The 17,798-nt window shown below is 40.7% G+C and carries 20 protein-coding genes; 9 read left to right on the plus strand and 11 right to left on the minus strand.

Going from position 1 to position 17,798, the window contains the following annotated elements:
• The 3 genes from H140_RS0105940 to thiD form a co-directional block, all read left to right on the plus strand.
• Positions 1-266: transposase (locus H140_RS0105940; RefSeq protein ID WP_019672746.1), on the plus strand; the 266-nt coding region annotated here is incomplete at its 5' end.
• Between the two features lie 211 nt (positions 267-477).
• Positions 478-1,158, plus strand: a complete 681-nt coding sequence (gene thiE, locus H140_RS0105945) for a thiamine phosphate synthase (RefSeq protein ID WP_019672747.1) — start codon at positions 478-480, stop codon at positions 1,156-1,158.
• 14 nt (positions 1,159-1,172) lie between these two features.
• On the plus strand, positions 1,173-1,958 hold the full coding sequence (gene thiD / locus H140_RS0105950) for a bifunctional hydroxymethylpyrimidine kinase/phosphomethylpyrimidine kinase (protein WP_019672748.1): 786 nt from the start codon (positions 1,173-1,175) through the stop codon (positions 1,956-1,958).
• Between the two features lie 18 nt (positions 1,959-1,976).
• On the opposite strand, the gene radA is transcribed toward thiD, so the two are convergent.
• The 11 genes from radA to H140_RS0106005 form a co-directional block, all read right to left on the minus strand.
• Positions 1,977-3,422, minus strand: coding sequence for a DNA repair protein RadA (gene radA, locus H140_RS0105955; protein ID WP_019672749.1), 1,446 nt, complete (start codon positions 3,420-3,422; stop codon positions 1,977-1,979).
• A gap of 347 nt (positions 3,423-3,769) precedes the next feature.
• A complete protein-coding gene (gene lptB, locus H140_RS0105960; RefSeq protein ID WP_083932694.1) occupies positions 3,770-4,540 on the minus strand; it encodes an LPS export ABC transporter ATP-binding protein in 771 nt (256 codons plus the stop codon).
• A gap of 132 nt (positions 4,541-4,672) precedes the next feature.
• Positions 4,673-5,173, minus strand: coding sequence for a lipopolysaccharide transport periplasmic protein LptA (lptA, locus tag H140_RS0105965; RefSeq protein WP_019672751.1), 501 nt, complete (start codon positions 5,171-5,173; stop codon positions 4,673-4,675).
• A 264-nt stretch (positions 5,174-5,437) separates the two neighbouring features.
• Positions 5,438-6,037: an LPS export ABC transporter periplasmic protein LptC gene (gene lptC, locus H140_RS0105970; RefSeq protein ID WP_019672752.1), complete on the minus strand. Its 600-nt coding sequence runs from the start codon at positions 6,035-6,037 to the stop codon at positions 5,438-5,440.
• Positions 6,038-6,110: 73 nt separating this feature from the next.
• Positions 6,111-6,638, minus strand: a complete 528-nt coding sequence (locus H140_RS0105975) for a KdsC family phosphatase (RefSeq protein ID WP_019672753.1) — start codon at positions 6,636-6,638, stop codon at positions 6,111-6,113.
• Positions 6,639-6,719: 81 nt separating this feature from the next.
• The gene (locus H140_RS0105980; RefSeq protein WP_026348881.1) at positions 6,720-7,718 is read right to left on the minus strand and encodes a KpsF/GutQ family sugar-phosphate isomerase; all 999 of its coding nucleotides are present in this window, start codon (positions 7,716-7,718) and stop codon (positions 6,720-6,722) included.
• A 229-nt stretch (positions 7,719-7,947) separates the two neighbouring features.
• Positions 7,948-8,514, minus strand: coding sequence for an RNA chaperone Hfq (gene hfq / locus H140_RS0105985; protein WP_019672755.1), 567 nt, complete (start codon positions 8,512-8,514; stop codon positions 7,948-7,950).
• Between the two features lie 178 nt (positions 8,515-8,692).
• A complete protein-coding gene (gene miaA / locus H140_RS0105990; RefSeq protein ID WP_019672756.1) occupies positions 8,693-9,832 on the minus strand; it encodes a tRNA (adenosine(37)-N6)-dimethylallyltransferase MiaA in 1,140 nt (379 codons plus the stop codon).
• 120 nt (positions 9,833-9,952) lie between these two features.
• On the minus strand, positions 9,953-12,028 hold the full coding sequence (gene mutL / locus H140_RS14090) for a DNA mismatch repair endonuclease MutL (protein ID WP_019672757.1): 2,076 nt from the start codon (positions 12,026-12,028) through the stop codon (positions 9,953-9,955).
• 98 nt (positions 12,029-12,126) lie between these two features.
• Positions 12,127-12,654, minus strand: a complete 528-nt coding sequence (tsaE, locus tag H140_RS14095; RefSeq protein WP_019672758.1) for a tRNA (adenosine(37)-N6)-threonylcarbamoyltransferase complex ATPase subunit type 1 TsaE — start codon at positions 12,652-12,654, stop codon at positions 12,127-12,129.
• A gap of 85 nt (positions 12,655-12,739) precedes the next feature.
• Entirely contained in the window at positions 12,740-13,336 is a 597-nt protein-coding gene (locus tag H140_RS0106005; protein ID WP_019672759.1) for a 6-pyruvoyl trahydropterin synthase family protein, read from the minus strand.
• Between the two features lie 622 nt (positions 13,337-13,958).
• On the opposite strand from H140_RS0106005, the gene H140_RS0106010 reads away from it, so the two are divergent.
• The 6 genes from H140_RS0106010 (at position 13,959) to H140_RS0106045 (ending at position 17,412) form a co-directional block, all read left to right on the plus strand.
• A complete protein-coding gene (locus H140_RS0106010) occupies positions 13,959-14,231 on the plus strand; it encodes a hypothetical protein (RefSeq protein WP_156819099.1) in 273 nt (90 codons plus the stop codon).
• A 424-nt stretch (positions 14,232-14,655) separates the two neighbouring features.
• The gene (locus H140_RS0106015) at positions 14,656-14,937 is read left to right on the plus strand and encodes a hypothetical protein (protein WP_019672761.1); all 282 of its coding nucleotides are present in this window, start codon (positions 14,656-14,658) and stop codon (positions 14,935-14,937) included.
• A 254-nt stretch (positions 14,938-15,191) separates the two neighbouring features.
• Positions 15,192-15,452 (plus strand): hypothetical protein, encoded by a 261-nt coding sequence (locus H140_RS0106020; RefSeq protein WP_019672762.1) that lies wholly within the window; start codon positions 15,192-15,194, stop codon positions 15,450-15,452.
• A gap of 637 nt (positions 15,453-16,089) precedes the next feature.
• Entirely contained in the window at positions 16,090-16,515 is a 426-nt protein-coding gene (locus H140_RS0106035) for a hypothetical protein (protein ID WP_156819100.1), read from the plus strand.
• Entirely contained in the window at positions 16,502-16,873 is a 372-nt protein-coding gene (locus H140_RS0106040; protein WP_019672766.1) for a hypothetical protein, read from the plus strand. Before H140_RS0106035 ends, H140_RS0106040 begins: the two co-directional genes overlap by 14 nt.
• A gap of 59 nt (positions 16,874-16,932) precedes the next feature.
• Positions 16,933-17,412 carry a DUF2059 domain-containing protein gene (locus H140_RS0106045; RefSeq protein ID WP_019672767.1) on the plus strand — a complete coding sequence of 160 codons (480 nt, stop codon included), beginning with the start codon at positions 16,933-16,935 and terminating at the stop codon, positions 17,410-17,412.
• The last annotated feature ends 386 nt before the right edge of the window (positions 17,413-17,798 follow it).

Consider the following 17,798-nt stretch of genomic DNA (forward strand, 5'->3'; position numbering starts at 1 on the left):
ATGCGGTGGTGGTAATGGACGGTGCATTATGGCATCAACCAAGCTTGAATCAGGGGAATGTCACTATGCTTAAATTACCACCGTATTCACCTGAGCTTAACCCCTCTGAGAACGTATGGCAGTACCTGAAGCAAAATGAGTTATCTAATCGCTGTTATGAAAGCTATGAAGCTATTGTTGATGCCGCTTGTTTGGCTTGGAATAATCTGCTCAAACAGCCACAAAGAATTCGCACTTTAACCACTCGTGCTTGGGCTCAACTTTAATTATTGGGTTTGGTATTACTATGAGTTTACACTTGTAAAAACCTTTGGCTAGGTTATTATAACTAAATTATTTTTTAAATAAATCAAGATATAAAGCAAATAAATCAAAGAAATATTTAGATGTTATTCACAGGGGCGACTTGTGGGCTGAGATGAACCCTTCGTCACTTTTGTATATTTCAAGCGCCCTCTACCTTTTTTTGGAGGGATTATGCAGTCAATAGCTCAACTTACTTCAGGCCAGTCTGACTCAAATCAGCTAGCCGCAAGTTTAAGCTTATACTTAGTCACAGATTCTAAAATGTGTACTCAGCGTGGGTTAAACGAAACTGTTTGCGCTGCTATAAATGGTGGTGTCAGTTTTGTGCAACTCCGTGACAAGTACGCCGATGATGAGCAGCTGTATCACATGGCTTGTTCGCTCAAAGAAGCAATCGCAGGCCGTGTACCACTTGTCATTAACGATCGGGTATTAATTGCCAAAAAAGCTGGGGTAGATGGTGCTCATATTGGACAAACTGATGGCAAGGTCAATGAAGCGCGCGCTATCTTAGGTCCTGATGCAATTTTAGGGTTAACTATTAATAACTTACAGCAACTACAACAGGCACAGACAAATTATTTACAGCAGCTAAGTTATTTTGGTATTGGTCCAGTATTTGCCACCAATACTAAAAAAAATCACTCACAGCCGTTAGGTGTTGCAGGAATACAAGCGCTAGTGGCAGCCAGCAAATTGCCCACTGTCGCCATTGGCGGTATTCAATTGGATAACGCCCATAGCGTGTTTCGTACAGGTTGCTCTGGTATTGCTGTGGTTTCCGCCATTTGTGGTGCAAAGGATCCAGCTTCTGCCGCCACCGCATTACGCAAACAACAAACTAGATATTAAAGTAAGGATGTATCATGATTAGCAATACTTTAACTATTGCCGGTACCGACTGTACCGGCGGTGCGGGTATTCAAGCAGATATCAAAGCCATCAGCGCCAATGGCAGCTATGCAATGAGTGTTATCACTGCTGTAGTCGCTCAAAACACTCAAGGTGTGCAAAAGATTCAAACCATGCCTATTGATATGATACGCGCCCAACTTGACTCTGTCTTTAGTGATGTCAAAGTGGATTCTGTCAAAATTGGAATGTTAGGCACTCCAGAAATTATCATCTGTGTTGCTGATGCCCTTGATGAGTATAAACCTAGCAAAGTGGTATTAGATCCTGTCATGGTGGCTAAAAGTGGTGATAGGCTACTTGAAAAAGATGCGCTAGTTGCCTTACGTGATGTGCTCATCCCAAAGGTTGGCTTAATTACACCAAACCTACCTGAAGCTGCTGACTTACTTGGCCAGCCAGAAGCTGTTTCCAGAGAGCAGATGATCAATCAAGCTAAAAGCTTAGTGGTGCCAACGTTTATTAAGGGTGGGCACTTAGCACTTGAAGAGTCTCCAGATTTACTGCGTGTTGATGACAAATACTTGTGGTTCGAAAGCAAGCGCATCGCAACCAAGAATAGTCATGGCACGGGCTGTACCTTATCAGCTGCAATTGCAACGTTTTGGGGTCAAGGCAATAGCATAGACGTTGCTTGTGACAAAGCAAAAAAATATTTAACTGATGCTTTAAGTAAAGCCGACACTCTCAATGTCGGTAAAGGCCAAGGCCCTGTGCATCACTTTTATAAGTATTATTAATTTTTGCCTACCTTTATACTAAATCTCAAACGCCCGATCAATCGCATCATCTAAGCGATCTGCGGTAATGACATTAATACCAGCAAACTGTGCCATTTGATTTTTTGGCGCATTGGCTTTGGGCACAATAGCATGGGTAAAACCATGCTTCATCGCCTCTTTTAGACGCTCTTGACCATTGGGCACAGGGCGAATCTCGCCAGATAATCCTACCTCCCCAAATACTGCCAATGAGGAAGGCAACGGCTTTTCTTTAATACTAGAGGCACAGGCCAACAATACAGCTAGATCCGAGCCGGTCTCCATTACTTTTACCCCGCCAACCACGTTCACATACACATCCTGACCACTGGTATGAATACCGCCATGACGGTGCATTACAGCCAGCAACATCGCCAGCCGTTGCGGATCAAGACCAAGCGCCATTCGTCTTGGCTGACCAGAGGAGTCATCGACCAATGCCTGAACTTCGACCAGCAGTGGACGTGTACCCTCACGGCTGACCATCACCACAGAGCCAGAGATGGGCTTGTCATAACGACTTAAAAAGATGGCAGAAGGGTTGGCCACTTCTTTAAGCCCGGTATCTGTCATACCAAAGATGCCCAGCTCATTGACCGCACCAAAGCGGTTTTTGACTGCACGTATCATGCGAAAGCGTGAGTCAGATTGACCTTCAAAATACAGCACCGTATCCACCATATGCTCAAGTACCCTTGGACCTGCCAGCGTACCCTCTTTGGTCACATGCCCTACCAAAAACAGCGCTGTGCCTGTCTGCTTAGCATAACGGGTGAGCATCGCAGCTGATTCACGAATCTGACTGACCCCACCAGGCGCAGAATTAATCGCATCGGTATAGATGGTCTGAATCGAGTCGATAATCGCCACCGCTGGCTGCTCTTGAGTCAGTGCAGCACAAATGGTCTCAACATTGGTTTCTGTCATCACTTTTAGATAATCGCTGGATAACCCCAAACGCTGAGCACGCATTGCCACCTGTGATAATGATTCTTCACCGGTGACATATAAAGCACTGCCTGATAAAGATTCAGGGTGTGCCATATTGGCTGCGGTCTGTAATAAGATGGTTGACTTACCAATACCAGGATCGCCACCAATCAACACCACAGAACCAGCCACTAGCCCGCCACCCAGCACTCGATCAAACTCGCTAATACCAGTCGGTAAACGAGTATCAAAAGTGACGCTAATAGATCCTAAAGTAACCACCCCACTTTGTGATCCTGAGTAATTGAGTCGGTCAGAGCCATTACCCACAGGCATTGATGCAATATGTGAAGCTGGTGATGCTGATTTACTGGATGCCTTATGATGAGGTAAACTTACATTGGGTGCTTCAACTAAGCTATTCCATTCACCACAATCTGAACACTGCCCTGCCCATTTGCCAAAGTGTGCACCACAATTTTGACAAATAAAGCTCGTTTTTGCTTTCGCCATAGAAAATGCCTTTCTTTTGTATTGCTCGTAATTATGTTTTTCGTAATTATGTTTTTCGTAATTATGCTTTATAGTAATCTAGGGCGTGTCTTCATTTTGAAAATGGTAATATTTAAAGATGGTGATAAAAAAAAGATAATAAGATAAATCACAGTCAGACTTGGAAAATAACGTAAATAATCCCATTATATTAATTAGTTATTTACACTGTCTGACAAGATTTAGCTATTTTTTGCCATTTAAATACCATTGTACAAGTTGAAGGTACGCCCTACACCATTTAAAAAAATAGCTGGCATATCACAGCCAGCTATTCATATCATGTCAAAATCAACTGGGTAGTTAAGTTAACACAATGGCTGGAAATCCTTCCCTAAATAAACCTCTTGTACCAGCTCATTAGTTAAAATTTCACGAGACGTACCATGCGCAATAATTTCACCTTCACTAACAATATAGGCATGATCACATATTTCTAGCGTATCTCGCACGTTATGATCAGTGATTAACACACCAATACCTCTATTTCTAAGTTTAATAATGACCTGTTTAATATCACTAACCGAGATTGGATCTACCCCAGCAAAGGGTTCATCAAGTAAGATAAATTTAGGGTTGGCTGCCAATGCTCTTGCAATTTCACAGCGGCGACGTTCACCACCCGACACACTCATACCTAGTGACTGCCTAACATGACCCAAATTAAAATCACTAATCAAATCTTCTAATGCTTTTTTTTGTGCCGCTCCATCTAAATCTTTTCGAGTTTGCAAGATGGCCATAATATTGTCTTCTACCGACAGTTTACGGAAAATTGAAGCCTCTTGTGGCAAATAACCAATCCCAGCACGGGCACGCTCATGCATGGCATATTTTGATAAATCCTTTCCACCCAGACGTACCACACCCTTATCCATATTAACCAAACCCACCACCATATAAAAACTGGTGGTCTTGCCCGCGCCATTAGGTCCCAATAGACCAACTACCTGACCTGGCTCCACACTAAAAGAGACATCCTTTACTACCCAACGCTTACTATAACGCTTACCCAAATTGCGCATAGTTAACGCATCACTTGATAGTCTTGGCTCAGCACTTTGTGATTGTGTTGCCATATTGGTCGTCAAGTCGTCTATTTCTTGAACACCATCTATCGTTTTAATTGATGCTTGTTGAGCCTGCACTTTAGATCCAATATCAGCATCTTGTATATTATCTGGGCTGTTACTCTGTGGTGTATTCATAACCTATCGAATTCCTGTACGACTATTGGATTCACTTGGCGGGAAAATAAGCTCAACACGTTGACTGCCACCCGCTGTTGCCTCAACGTCACCCACCTTTAGACTATACCGAATCACATTACCTGAGAAACTGGCACCATTTTGGGTTAACTTAGCATTACCAGTTAGGGTGATAATACCACTTTGAGCGTTGTAATCAATTTTATTAGCTTGACCTTTAGCCAGCCCTTTTTCTTTAGTAACGACCTGTTGCATAGTAGCAGGGCGACCAGTTGCAACGGCAGACTGAATACTGTGTCCATTGGATAAATTTACTGTGATATTATCAGCTGCCAGCTTTAAAGTCCCTTGAGTGATGGTTACATTGCCTGAATAAGAAGTTACTCCTGTACGCTCACTATAAGTTGCTCTATCTGCTAACAGATGTATTGGTTGCTGTGCGTCTGAAGGCAAAGCCAAAGCCTGCTGCATCGGAGCAGTTGCTGCAAAAACAGTCGCAGCCATTAACGCTATCTTACCGAGTCGCACAGCATGAGTCGAGATGTCGGTTTGTGCTAAAAGAATTGAGTGTTGATTCACAGTTTATTTCCTAAATTTATACTTTAAAAGGGTATTTTTATTTTTGGTGATATTTTTAGATGATGTTTTATTTTTACGATAGATTATTTATTAAGAGGGTGTAAGACCTAGACCGCAATTTAAAACAAGGGCACTGCCTATTTAAAACAAGGGCACTGACTATTAGACCTATTAGAATAAGGGCACTTTTTAAAATAAAGGCACTTCTTTACGTGGTGGCGGTAAAAAAGTGACCGCAACTTGTGCAAACTCATAATCCCCAGTCGTCAAATCAGCCACAAAACTGTCTGACTGAAAGCTATTATCGCCTTGCGTGACATCGATCGGTTGATTGCTATAAATGCGCTTAGTTTCTAAGTCCCCGATTAGCTCAGATGCCACCAATTTAATGGGCGGCTTAATGCTGGTCGTATGCTGTGCTTGCGACGGATCAAAACGGCTAGATAAAAGCACATTATTGGTCATAACCACTTTGTTTTGCTCATGATACATGGCGGCTTCATCGGCATCCACCATCACATTGCGATTTGAGCTGGGTCGCCAATTTAAGCGCATACGCTGTAATTTGTCCAAGTTTTCATCTGAGTAATGCACCAAGCTTTCTGCAGTCAATGAGTATTCGGCGATACCATCCTCATCCGTTTGTACTGCCAATATGTCTGTCGCTTCATACTCAATATTACTGGTTGAAAAATTCAACACCGAATCAAGCTGACCTTGATGGCGATAAAACCACACGGCAAGCACAGTGACCAGCAAGGATAGGACAAATAAAAATCGTGTGTTCATTTCACCTCTTTTCTAACGCTATTCGCTATTGATAGGGACGCAAACTGTCTTTATCAATCTTATACATACTGGATCAATCTAATACATACTGGCTGATATACTCATCATATTTACCATGCCCTTTTAGAATTAAATCACACACCTCACGCACTGCACCTTCACCGCCCGCTTTGGTGGTGACCATCATAACCCGATTGAGCACCTCTTGATGGGCATTGGGTACAGTAGCCGACAAGCCAACCGACTGCAATGCCTTTAAGTCTGGCAGGTCATCACCCATATAAGCACATTGCGATAGCTCATAAGGCAAATCCAATAACAGCTGGTTTAAAGCGGTCAGTTTATCATCACGCCCTTGAATCACATAGTCAACACCCATTTCATGTGCACGAATATTGACCATTTCACTAGAGCGGCCAGTAATAATTGCAGTTTTAACACCCACAAATTTAAGTGATTTGATACCCATACCATCTTTGACATTAAAGCATTTTAGCTCAGTGCCTTGTGCATCATAAATAATATGACCATTGGATAAAATACCATCCACATCAAGCACCAACAGCTTTATGTTGGCAGCAGCTTGTATTAAATCTTGCATAATAACCTTCTTGCTTAGTTTGATTTTCTAGGTATTTTTTACTTTCTTTGCATCGACTTATTATAGTGAATCAGGCACGCTTTAGCTAACCCCAGCTTGTAATAAGTCGTGGATGGTAATAACCCCTTCTAAGCGCTGCTTATCATCAACAATTAGTAGCTGACTGATTGCCTTTTCATTCATTAAGCTCAATGCATCCGATGCCCGCATCTCTTTTGATACCTGCTTGGGATTGGCTGTCATAATCTCAGCCATTGGTGTTTGCAAATCTATATGCTTTTCTAACGCTCGGCGTAAATCACCATCCGTAAATATACCGACCACACGCTGCGCACCATCAACCACAACAGTCATTCCTAGCCGCCCATTGGTCATCACAAATAACGCCTGATGCAGGCTGGTATCTGTGCTAACGATTGGCAATGACAAAGTTGGGTCTGCTTGATGCATCAGATCACTGACTCGCATTAACAGCTTACGCCCTAAGGCACCAGCAGGGTGTGATAATGCAAAGTCTTCGGAGGTAAAATGTCGTGCATGCACCAGTGCAACCGCAATAGCATCACCCAAAGCAAGCGTCGCAGTGGTGCTTGAAGTCGGCGCTAACCCTAAGGGGCATGCCTCTTCTGATGCGCCTAAAGTCAATGCAACATCAGCAGACTTAGGCAGCATGCCTCGCTTATCACGGCTAATACTAATAAGTGGGATAGACAGCTGCTTCACCACAGGCAATAGCGTTTTGATCTCATCGGACTCGCCTGAGTTTGAGATTGCCAGTAGCACGTCGCCAGCGACCAACATGCCTAAGTCACCATGTCCCGCCTCGCCTGGATGCATAAAAAAAGCTGGCGATCCAGTCGATGCAAAAGTTGCCGCAATCTTTCGGCCAATATGCCCAGACTTGCCCATACCCGTGACTACAACGCGACCTTTACAGTTTAAAATGAGCTCGCAGGCTTGTACAAAACGCTCATCGAGCTGCTCTATTAGTAAATCAAGAGCTGCCTGCTCGGTGCGTATTGCATCTATGGCATATTTAATATATTGGTTTGATGTTGGATGCGGGGTATTTACATTCATAAAAATATTATCATCACCAGTTGTCATCAAAAAATTAATGGCTTTTAGTGTAGCATACTCAGCCCTTATACGAGCAGTACTGATGTGTAATTTATCTTACTCAAAGCTAACCCCATAAAAAAACCTGCCGTTAAGTTGGCAGGTTTTTTATAGATCTTTAGGTCGAAGACATTTATTACTTGTCTTACTACTTATCTCACCAATTATATTGATACTTACTACTTACGTGTTATGACTCATCATCAGAAAACTTAATGGTAGTGCCATCACTCTCAGTTGGCAGCGATGAGGCACCAAAGCCACGCTTTTCAAAAGTACGCTGTGGACGCTGGGTACCAAATGCACGCTCAGTATCAAATCCCCGACCTGTATCAAAACCACGCTCTACACCAAAGCCACGCTCTTGAATAAAGCCACTACGCTCATGATTAAAACTTCTATCGCTAAAACCACCACGGCTAAAACCGCTGCGCTTATTGGCAAAACCACCTGCTTCAAATCCAGGCGTAGTTGCGCTGCGTTCAAATCCGCCTTGAAAACCTGGTGACGTAGGTGTCGCACTGCTTGCGCTTGCAGCTCCAGAGCTACTGCGTGGATTGCGTGCTGGCACAACTGTTGAAATCGCATGCTTATAAACCATTTGACTGACAGTGTTTTTTAGCAGCACCACATACTGATCAAATGACTCAATCTGGCCTTGCAACTTAATACCATTTACTAAAAAAATAGATACAGGAATGCGATCTTTACGCAACGCATTTAAAAATGGATCTTGTAATGTTTGTCCTTTTGACATCTGATGTCTCCTTAATTCTAATTTATTATAAGTGGATGACAAATAAATAATGAAAAAATAGCGCTTAACTAATGTTAATTTGTATTAAATAATATAAGGTTGTATATTGGTAGTTATAATTATAATTTTGTTACAAAACACCAGTTAATATTTGTAAAGCCTCTCTTTCCAAGCTTATTTAACGATTAATTAAAGAGAATAAAGACGCTTCAACTTCATCCATGGTTAAAAAGGGATAAACCTCTTTGGTAATAAGTTTTGGATTTAATACTGATTTATGCTGGCAATCAGCCTTTGGTTGATGTGTAGCCACTAGGTTTCTAAGCCAAGTATATTGGCGCTTTGCCAGCTGTCTGGTGGCATATAATGCCTTATTTTTCATATCTTGACAAGCAAGCGTGTCAGCAATCATATCGGGTGTTAATTGTATTTTGGATCCAGTTTTTACTGTCAGTATACCTGCTTTTACCTCAAGATGGTTGTTTGCCAACAAATAGTCAATGACTTGTCGATATCCAACGCAGCGCATGGCAGGTGTCTCAGGCGATAAAGAATAACGCTGAACCAGATCTACTACTTCATCAACAAAACCATCTGCCCACATCATTTGTAGCCGTAGTGCGATACGCTCATGCAGCCACGCACGATCTGGCATCACCGCCAGCCCTAGCCAATACTGATCTGGATTATCTGCCAGTGCCTGCTTGGGCAGTTGCTGCCATTCGCTCAAAGGTTTGGCTGTTTGTTGATATACCTCTACGGCACGGGTCACTCTTTGGGTATCGGTAGCCTTCAAGCGCTTAGCAATCACAGGATCTATCTGTTGCAAGTAAGCGTATAACGTCTCAATACCGTCTGCTTGTCGCCACGCTTCTACCTCAGCACGTATCTGAACATCTGTATCAGGCACAGGTGATAAGCCTGTGAATAATGCCATGTAATACATCATGGTGCCACCGACCAAAAGTGGAATCTTGCCTCGAGCATGAATCTCCTCAACTAAGCGCCCAACATCTGCTACAAAATTTGCCACGCTATAACTGTCAGTGGGATCTATAATATCCACCAAGTGATGCGGATAGCGTGCGAGCTCTTGCTCTGTTGGCTTGGCCGTACCGATATTCATATCACGATAAATCAATGCAGAATCAACAGAGACAAGCTCAAATCGCCCAGTATCATAAAGCTCATACGCCAAGGCGGTTTTGCCGCTGGCTGTCGGTGCCATTAATGACACCACCGCATTATCTGGCAAATGTGTGATATTGCTATTAATTAAGTTAGATAAATATGGCTGTGCAAACCGCTCTTTGCTCATTATTGATGCTCTTATTATTGTCTATAACGTTTTTATTTTCGTGACTTAGTTTCTAGTGATTTAATTTCTAATAACTGGGGTTTAAGTGACTTAATAGTTTTATTGACTCAAGGATTTTATTTACTTGCTGCGTTGATTGACTGTTAACATATGCGCCAGCAACTCATCTAACGTTATCTCACGCAGCGCATGGCTCGCCAATACCGACCACACATCGGTTTTGAGTGTTGTGTCTATGTTCTGGTTTTGATTCTGGCTCTGGTTGTGTATAGCTTGTAAATAAGATAACCACTGATTTAAAAGCTGACGCTTGCCAAAATGATCCGCTTGCTGATATTGGTTCATCATCTGCGCACACTCCACATCAAGGCTATCACAGCTATCAAAAGCATCAGACATATCAAGATGCTCAAACTCACCTTGTTGCATTATCAACTGCATCATTAACGTCAGCAAGTATTGCTCATCAAATACCAATAGCCTATCCGCCAGCTGTATTAAAATATGAACGTCAGCGTCTTTTTCTCTATCACATTCCTCTTTATTAGCTTCTTCACTTTCACTGGCAACTTCAATCTCACTAACAAACAAACACTGTGCATCCGCATCTATTGTCACCATTTGTTCTGACTTCGGATTGGTTTTTGATAAACCTAACTCACTGCTAACAGAGCTGACATCATAAGGCGTCAATGGTTCAGCAACATAGGTATTGGCACTTTGACTGACTGCTAAGTCCATTAGCTGGCTGCTCTGGCTGCTCTGGCTGCTCTGGCTACTATACTGACCGCTGATCTGACCGCTACCTTGCCTGCTAGTTTGCCTATTAGCGTCTGAGCCCACATAAGATTGAGCGCTATTTAATGCGGATGGTTGTTGCGTTTGGTGTTGTGCTTGCCAGTTTTGCTGCTGCTGTTTAAGATCTAGATAACGGGCTTGCCAGCGCTGTAATCCTGCATTGACCCCGACTTGCAAATGCGCCACCACATTGGCTAAGTTTTGAACTTTGACGCACTGCTTCGATGGATGCACATTCAGATTTAGCCAAGCATTGGGTAAATTAAAAAACAACACATAGCCCAAGCTTTGCAGCTCTGGTATATGGCTGGCACATTCACGCAAACACTGAGCGATACGCCTATCTTTAACCAAGCGCCCATTGATATAGATAAGCCGATAAGCTGCCGTCGCCAGTGGCTTATCACTGGGAATCAAAAACCCAGTAACCCCTAATTCCGCATTATCCGATTGACCCACTGAAGCTGCTGCGGCCTGCCACCCTTTATGGTTTACCAGTCCATCTAGATTTAATACCAATGGCTGTAAATTCTGAGGATGCAGCAGCTGCGCTTGATCATGAGTCGCTGGCAGCACTTGCATTAAACGACCTAGAACCGCTTGCATCAGTAAAGAGTGCTGTGTATTGGTTTGGCTATCTTGCTCTGAACTTGACTGATTAAGATCACACTCTTCTGAAGTGCCTGAAGTCATGACCGCTTGCTGCAAGTCAGAGGATGCGCTCAGCTCAATTGCCTCTAATTGAAAGCGACGCTTGTCATTGTGCCACAAGTTAAAGCTCACATCACTGGCAACCAGGGCCAACTGCTTAATCACTGCCTCAATATGTGCATACTCTGTCGAGATGGATTTTAAATTACCTCGTCTGGCTGGCACGTTAAAGTATAAGTCTCTGACAATGACCGTCGTGCCCTGCGGATGTACTACTGGGACTAACTCAGGCGTATCTTCTAATATGCCAGCCACATTCAGCTCACGACCGATACCACTTTGATCGGCGCTACTGGTTAAGGTTAGACGAGACACTGCTGCCGTGGCTGCCAAGGCTTCACCACGAAACCCTAGAGTTGCAATCCCTTGCAGATGTGCCACATCCGCCACTTTACTGGTAGCAAAGCGAGTGACTGCCATCACCATATCATCGGCATGGATGCCTTCCCCATCATCCCTGACTTCAATACTGCCCATCCCACCTTGGTTGACACGAATTTCAATGTTTTTTGCACCAGCATCAAGCGCATTTTCAATCAGTTCTTTCACCACTGAGGCAGGACGGGTCACCACCTCTCCAGCAGCCAACTGATTCACCAAAAGTGGCGGTAGTTTTTTAATTCGTTTTTGTGATGGGCTATGATTTTGGTGAGGATTAAACATCATATCGGAGTGAGAGGCGCTCATTATCTACTTATTACATGTTTTTGGGTTTGATTACTCATATCATATGGGCAAGGTATAGGCTCAGTGTACCAGATTCAAGGCATACTGCACGCAAAGCTTTAGCGCAAAGGTGCCAATTCAAAGATACCTTTTTGTTCACAAACGATTTCCACCCGTCTGACTTGCTTTCCCTGCTGTTGCTCGATATGAATACTAATCGTCATCATAGGCGCCGGCAAATACCCTTCCGCCCGACTCGCCCACTCGATAATCACCAAGGCCTGTGCATCGTCTAAATACTCCTCAAAGCCAATAAACGACAGCTCCTCAGGGTCTTGCAACCGATACAAATCGGCATGATACACACGCAACACACCGCCCGCCATCGCCTGTGGCAACTGATACGGCTCAACTAAAGTATAGGTGGGGCTTTTTACCGAACCTTGATGGCCTAATGCCCTAAGCCAATAACGGGTCAAGGTAGTCTTACCCGCCCCCAGATCTCCTGACAGCCAGACACTGCCATGAATATCGGCCTGCGCCAATTGCTCAGCCAAAGCTTGGGTATCCGCCTCTGAGGTCAAAATCACCTCTTGTCGCTGACTCGCATTATCAAACTTAAATGAGTGTGCTTGAGTCATATCCATCCTCTCTTATAGATTGTAGCTATCGGTTATAGCGATTTTATAGATCATCTGGTTGATTCCTGTATTATCTCAAATACAGCTGAGACTAATCTTTTACCTGCAGCTCTACCTCTGGATTAACAAAACACTCACCAGCAATCAACTTGTCATACATCTTAGGATCATGCCACTCTTGCTTCACCTGCTCACTAAACTCAAAATCCTCCAGCGCCAACTTACCCATCTGCTCATTGGCAACATCCTCTGCAAAGCACTGCGCATAACCGGTTGCTGTCTCATGCGCAATCACCGAATAGACACTGACATCTGCCTCACCATTTACCATCTTAGTCTGATTCAAAATTTGCTGTGCCCAAAAGAAAATCACCCGTGAAAACTGCTCAGCCGACGGCGATACTGGCAAACTAATCCAACGTGCGCTAAATTTTTTGCACATAGCGATATATTCCGGATCATCCTTATTCCAAAAGCAAATCGCATGATCAAAACTATCAATAATATCCTTAATCGATGACTTTAATAGCCCAAAATCATAAACCATCTGCCCATGATCTAAGCGATCCGCCTGCAAAATCAACTCAATCTGATAGCTGTGCCCATGAATTGAGCGCTTACATCTATCCGAACTACAATTGCGCACAATATGCGCATTTTCAAACTTAAACAACTTACGAATCCGCATAATTTCCTCATTTACTTATCATTAGTAATCTATGATACCATTTCATTGCACCCATACTACCTTCTTCTATTTCTATTTTATACCAAACTGTATCAAACTTGCTGAGTGTTGTTACCGCCAAACCATCCTATATCGGATATTACGAGAGGTTACTCCCTTGTATCTTAATTAACTGGTATCTTAAGTAGTTGCAGTCAACAAGTTGAGATACAAGGCAATTGAATGAAGGTACTCCTGCCGCAGGCTAAATGAAGTTAATGCCGTAACTTTTTTGTTTGCCCATTTGTTCAGCTAGTTTTTTAGTTCAGCGCCTTTTGTCATTGCTCATTCTCCTTTACTATGGACTATGAAGCAATTGCACAAAGTTTGGGAGAGTCTCGCAAGGATGGAGGAGATAGCTTAATCAACCTATCTTTTTAATGTTATCGCTGGATCATTCTTAAGGCATTCAATTAAAATCAATCAGTATTACTTGTTTATCTATTGTTTTACTACGTATTTCAAAAGCCCATTCTCAGCTCTTTGTAAGCCATTGATAGTTCAAGTATTAGGAAAGTGCGCTTTTTTTAATCTAGATTATTAATTCCTTTAATATCAATGGTGAGAGGGGAAGAGTTGAGATTTGGGTATTAATATTGAAGAGGATTTTATGGGTGATATTCTAGCTGCCATTGCTGGTTGGTTTGTAACTACTGATAAACGTGGTTTTAAAGCAATTTTAAAGATATCATTACTCATAAGTATTGTATCTTTTATGGCTTGGACTTTTTCCGATTGGTTAAGCTATCAATCTATAAATAAAGCTACATTATTAATAAATTTTCAAACATCACTTATTGTTTTTTTTGCAGTCTTTTCACTTATGGGTTTGAGGGAGTATTTCTCCAAAGAGTGATAGTTTATATTTAGCGGGAGCTAGTGGCTTCCTAAACTCAAATATCAAATAGTTTTTTATGGTACACAATATTTATATTTGGTATTTAGTTGTTATCTTATCTGCAGTTATTGCTACTATCGTTCGTCGTTATAGTCAGAACGTTAGGACGATAGCACTGTTGATTCTAGTTTCTTTAATAGGCTTTTTAATCAGTAATTATCAAATTTATAATCAACCCATACACCTTGTAATAAGTTTAATCTTATATCTGTGTGTTGCTATTGTTACTTACTTTATTGTACGATTCGAATCTAAGTAGAGCTAAGGGCTATGCTACATACGTTATATTATTTAGTATAGCTTATTAAGCATATAGACAATATCTTAAAAGCTACGCCAATTGAAGCTAATAATTTTTACTGTTAAGTTTAAGGTTAATGTTATGCCTAGATTTTATGCAATGATTACAGTGACTGCCGACTTAGATGTTGTTGATGAGAATAATCAACCTACGAATGGTTTTGTAATTACGATAGAGTTTCAATCACCTAATTTGCAAAATGCTAAGCAAGATGCGTTTAAGATTTTTCAGCAATCCAATATTTACAAGGAACAGTTAAAGCCACTAATTAACAAGATAATAAATGTTGAGATCGATGATGTTATGGAAATTATGTCAACCGATAGTAATGAAACCATCTATGGCCCAGTTGTATTGTTTTAACAGATATGCTTAGAGCTTATAGAATCAACTAAATCTGTATCTATTGGAAATATAAACAACAGACTAGATAAATTTCAGATTTATTTGAATGCTGGCAGATGGACTAACTATCCATCTTAAAATTAACCAGTTGCCCAGCCAGTGTATAAGGGCAACACTCATTGACAACTTAAGTCACAAGGAAAGTGTAATGAAAAAAATTAACTAAAATCGCTACTGCAACAACACTTGGTTTGGGCTTAAGTGTGTCAGCAATGGCTTCAGAAAATATTCAAACTACCTCAAATCTAGCAGTTCAACCATCTGCTGATTTAAGCTATGCGTTTGATGATAGCGAAGACTTACAAGTTAAAGCTATATCTAATCAAGAAATGGAAAGGACAGAGGGGGCTTGGGTTCCAATTGCATTAAATCTTGCTGGTAGAGTAGTAACTAGCCCTTTAGGGCAGCATTATATTAGAAGTGCTGGACTTGCATATAGTACCTCTTCTTGGGGAAAGAACAAGGGTAAATAGTTGACATAAAAACACTTTTAATTTTTGATATATTTGGTAAGCAGCCAGTAGATATATTTGATATTTACTGGCTGTCATGGTTAATAAATATGATAAAAAGAAAATGCCCGAGCTGTGATGCAAATATCATAAACCCTTTGGATTTTAAAAGAATTGAATACTATTATTGCCCTTTATGTGGCATGCCAGTAGCACCTAATTTTTATTTATCAACATTTTTATCTATTGCTTTGCCAATTTATATGACGTATCTGTATAGTGTAGATTTATATTATAGTGGTGTGTTTTGCTTTGTTTTAATCATTATACGATGGGCTTTACATAATAAAATAGATGCTTTAATTCTACCATTACAAATTGCTGAAACCTAGGCGTTATTACCTGTCTTCGCCCAGCTATTATTGATTTTATATGATTAAAATTACCTTTTATACTCTCTTGGTAATGACTCTGATAGCGAATAATCTATATTACTAGGAGATTAAATGTGGTTATTTGCCGAGTTTTTACCTGAATTGATAGTGTTTTTTAAAAAGACTAAAGATAAAGCTAATAATCCAGTAGCATTTTTTCTGTTTTAACAACTTTGTTGTTGCTATTCTATATTTTCATATTCACGCAACATTATCTATACGGTTTGATTATTACTATTATCTCTGGTGCTTTACTTTATATAATAACTAAAGATACGCTGAATAGCCTTCAGACTTCCGATTTTCCTTTGGCTCTTGATATACCGTTGGAAGATTATTACTATCGATTTCCAATAAAATTCAGAGATCTCTTTAGAGGTAAAACACTGCCGTGTGACATATCAAATAAAGTTGATTTAGTTATTATTTTAGGTTCTTTTGGAGAATATGTATATATATTGATAGATGGCAAAAAAACACAAACATCACCTTTATCTTTTTTACAGGTCATTTTTGGTTTAATTGTTTTTCAGCGTTTACTTGAAGATGCTAGCGGTAGGGTTTGGTTAATGAAAGTCCGTATTGTGGGATTGCTTAGGTTCAAAGTTGAAGTGCTGTTAAAACAAGTAGATAATTATGTCATTAGTTAATATAATCATAACTAAAAAACAAGCTGGTTTTTTGCCAAAAGAACGTTATTTAAAATTCGTAGAGTACGGTAAGATTCAAAATTTCTTTGCTTATATAAGATATGATTATACGAAAAGTATGTTTGCCAGTCTTAATTATGACAATTATCAACTATCTGAAAGTGGATTAAGCTTGCTTAAAAAGCTAAAATCACTAGATAATAATGAAGCTTACTGGTCTGTTATGCATCTAAAAAATAAGATGGGTGAAAAAGAAGCCTGTGATAACGCTTTGAGGCTAATAACTAATAAAGATTACATACAAGCTGATTTTAATCAAAAATTGAGTTTAAGCTACGATATTCTTTATAAACTTTAGATCCTTTAAAATTAAAACCTCATTGCTATCTGATAAATGAACTTAACAAGGAGTAAAAAATGTCATTTTTAACTAAAACTTGCCAACATGTATTCTTATCAGCCACGCTTATCATATCTGGCTTAGCCATCACTCAAGCAGGTCATGCTGCCGTAGCTTTTCAAGCACAAGACAGCCAAAAAGTTGCCCTTGCTCGCAAACTTATTAATATGGATGGCTCCAAACAAGGTTTCAAGCAAGCCAATAAATTCGTCATAGAGTCTATGCGTAGTAATATGATTGATATGCCTGATGAGTTTTTTGACAGACTATCAAAAAAAATGGACAACTATGACTACGAATCTCAACTAGCCTCTACCTATGCACAAGTGTTGTCCACTGATGAGCTAAATACTTTGATTGAGTTATACAGCTCACCGACAGGCAGATCATTAGCTAATAAGATGGGACTATTAACAGAACGTATTGCCTTACAACAAAGTCAAATCTCTGAGCAGATGATTCAACAAACGTTAGCTGAAATGGGTATGCTAGATTAATCTATGTCGTTAGCTTAAGCGCGTTTTTGAATTTCCCACTGGTGTAAGAACCTGTATTCACAACCTACAATTGATTATTTTTGCTATTGGCTTTATGCAGGTAAAGCAAACACAGCAATTACTAAGACAAAGTCCTGAGTTATTCCGTCCATTTATGTAAACTGATCTTATACCAAATCTAAAAATTAAGCTATCGAGGAAAACGAGTGCAAACGCTACATATAGTAGGTTCAACGAGTTTGACAAAGATAGGTTATTTTTTAGAAAAGGTATTATTACCCTTTAACAAAACCAGCTAAAGACAGCATACCATCACCATTTTTGCACGGATGCATTGAGTTAATAGTTAAATTACCCTCGCAAACATTACCATGATTATCGTTTCC

Origin of the sequence: Psychrobacter lutiphocae DSM 21542, assembly GCF_000382145.1 — a bacterium.
Taxonomy (GTDB): domain Bacteria; phylum Pseudomonadota; class Gammaproteobacteria; order Pseudomonadales; family Moraxellaceae; genus Psychrobacter; species Psychrobacter lutiphocae.

Bases quoted from the DNA above. Each gene is read 5' to 3' on its own strand.
- thiE (WP_019672747.1), top strand. From the start codon at position 478: ATGCAGTCAATAGCTCAACTTACTTCAGGCCAGTCTGACTCAAATCAG.
- thiD (WP_019672748.1), top strand. From the start codon at position 1,173: ATGATTAGCAATACTTTAACTATTGCCGGTACCGACTGTACCGGCGGT.
- radA (WP_019672749.1), bottom strand. From the start codon at position 3,422: ATGGCGAAAGCAAAAACGAGCTTTATTTGTCAAAATTGTGGTGCACAC.
- lptB (WP_083932694.1), bottom strand. From the start codon at position 4,540: ATGGCAACACAATCACAAAGTGCTGAGCCAAGACTATCAAGTGATGCG.
- lptA (WP_019672751.1), bottom strand. From the start codon at position 5,173: ATGGCTGCGACTGTTTTTGCAGCAACTGCTCCGATGCAGCAGGCTTTG.
- lptC (WP_019672752.1), bottom strand. From the start codon at position 6,037: ATGAACACACGATTTTTATTTGTCCTATCCTTGCTGGTCACTGTGCTT.
- H140_RS0105975 (WP_019672753.1), bottom strand. From the start codon at position 6,638: ATGCAAGATTTAATACAAGCTGCTGCCAACATAAAGCTGTTGGTGCTT.
- H140_RS0105980 (WP_026348881.1), bottom strand. From the start codon at position 7,718: ATGAATGTAAATACCCCGCATCCAACATCAAACCAATATATTAAATAT.
- hfq (WP_019672755.1), bottom strand. From the start codon at position 8,514: ATGTCAAAAGGACAAACATTACAAGATCCATTTTTAAATGCGTTGCGT.
- miaA (WP_019672756.1), bottom strand. From the start codon at position 9,832: ATGAGCAAAGAGCGGTTTGCACAGCCATATTTATCTAACTTAATTAAT.
- mutL (WP_019672757.1), bottom strand. From the start codon at position 12,028: ATGAGCGCCTCTCACTCCGATATGATGTTTAATCCTCACCAAAATCAT.
- tsaE (WP_019672758.1), bottom strand. From the start codon at position 12,654: ATGGATATGACTCAAGCACACTCATTTAAGTTTGATAATGCGAGTCAG.
- H140_RS0106005 (WP_019672759.1), bottom strand. From the start codon at position 13,336: ATGCGGATTCGTAAGTTGTTTAAGTTTGAAAATGCGCATATTGTGCGC.
- H140_RS0106015 (WP_019672761.1), top strand. From the start codon at position 14,656: ATGCCTAGATTTTATGCAATGATTACAGTGACTGCCGACTTAGATGTT.
- H140_RS0106020 (WP_019672762.1), top strand. From the start codon at position 15,192: ATGGCTTCAGAAAATATTCAAACTACCTCAAATCTAGCAGTTCAACCA.
- H140_RS0106040 (WP_019672766.1), top strand. From the start codon at position 16,502: ATGTCATTAGTTAATATAATCATAACTAAAAAACAAGCTGGTTTTTTG.
- H140_RS0106045 (WP_019672767.1), top strand. From the start codon at position 16,933: ATGTCATTTTTAACTAAAACTTGCCAACATGTATTCTTATCAGCCACG.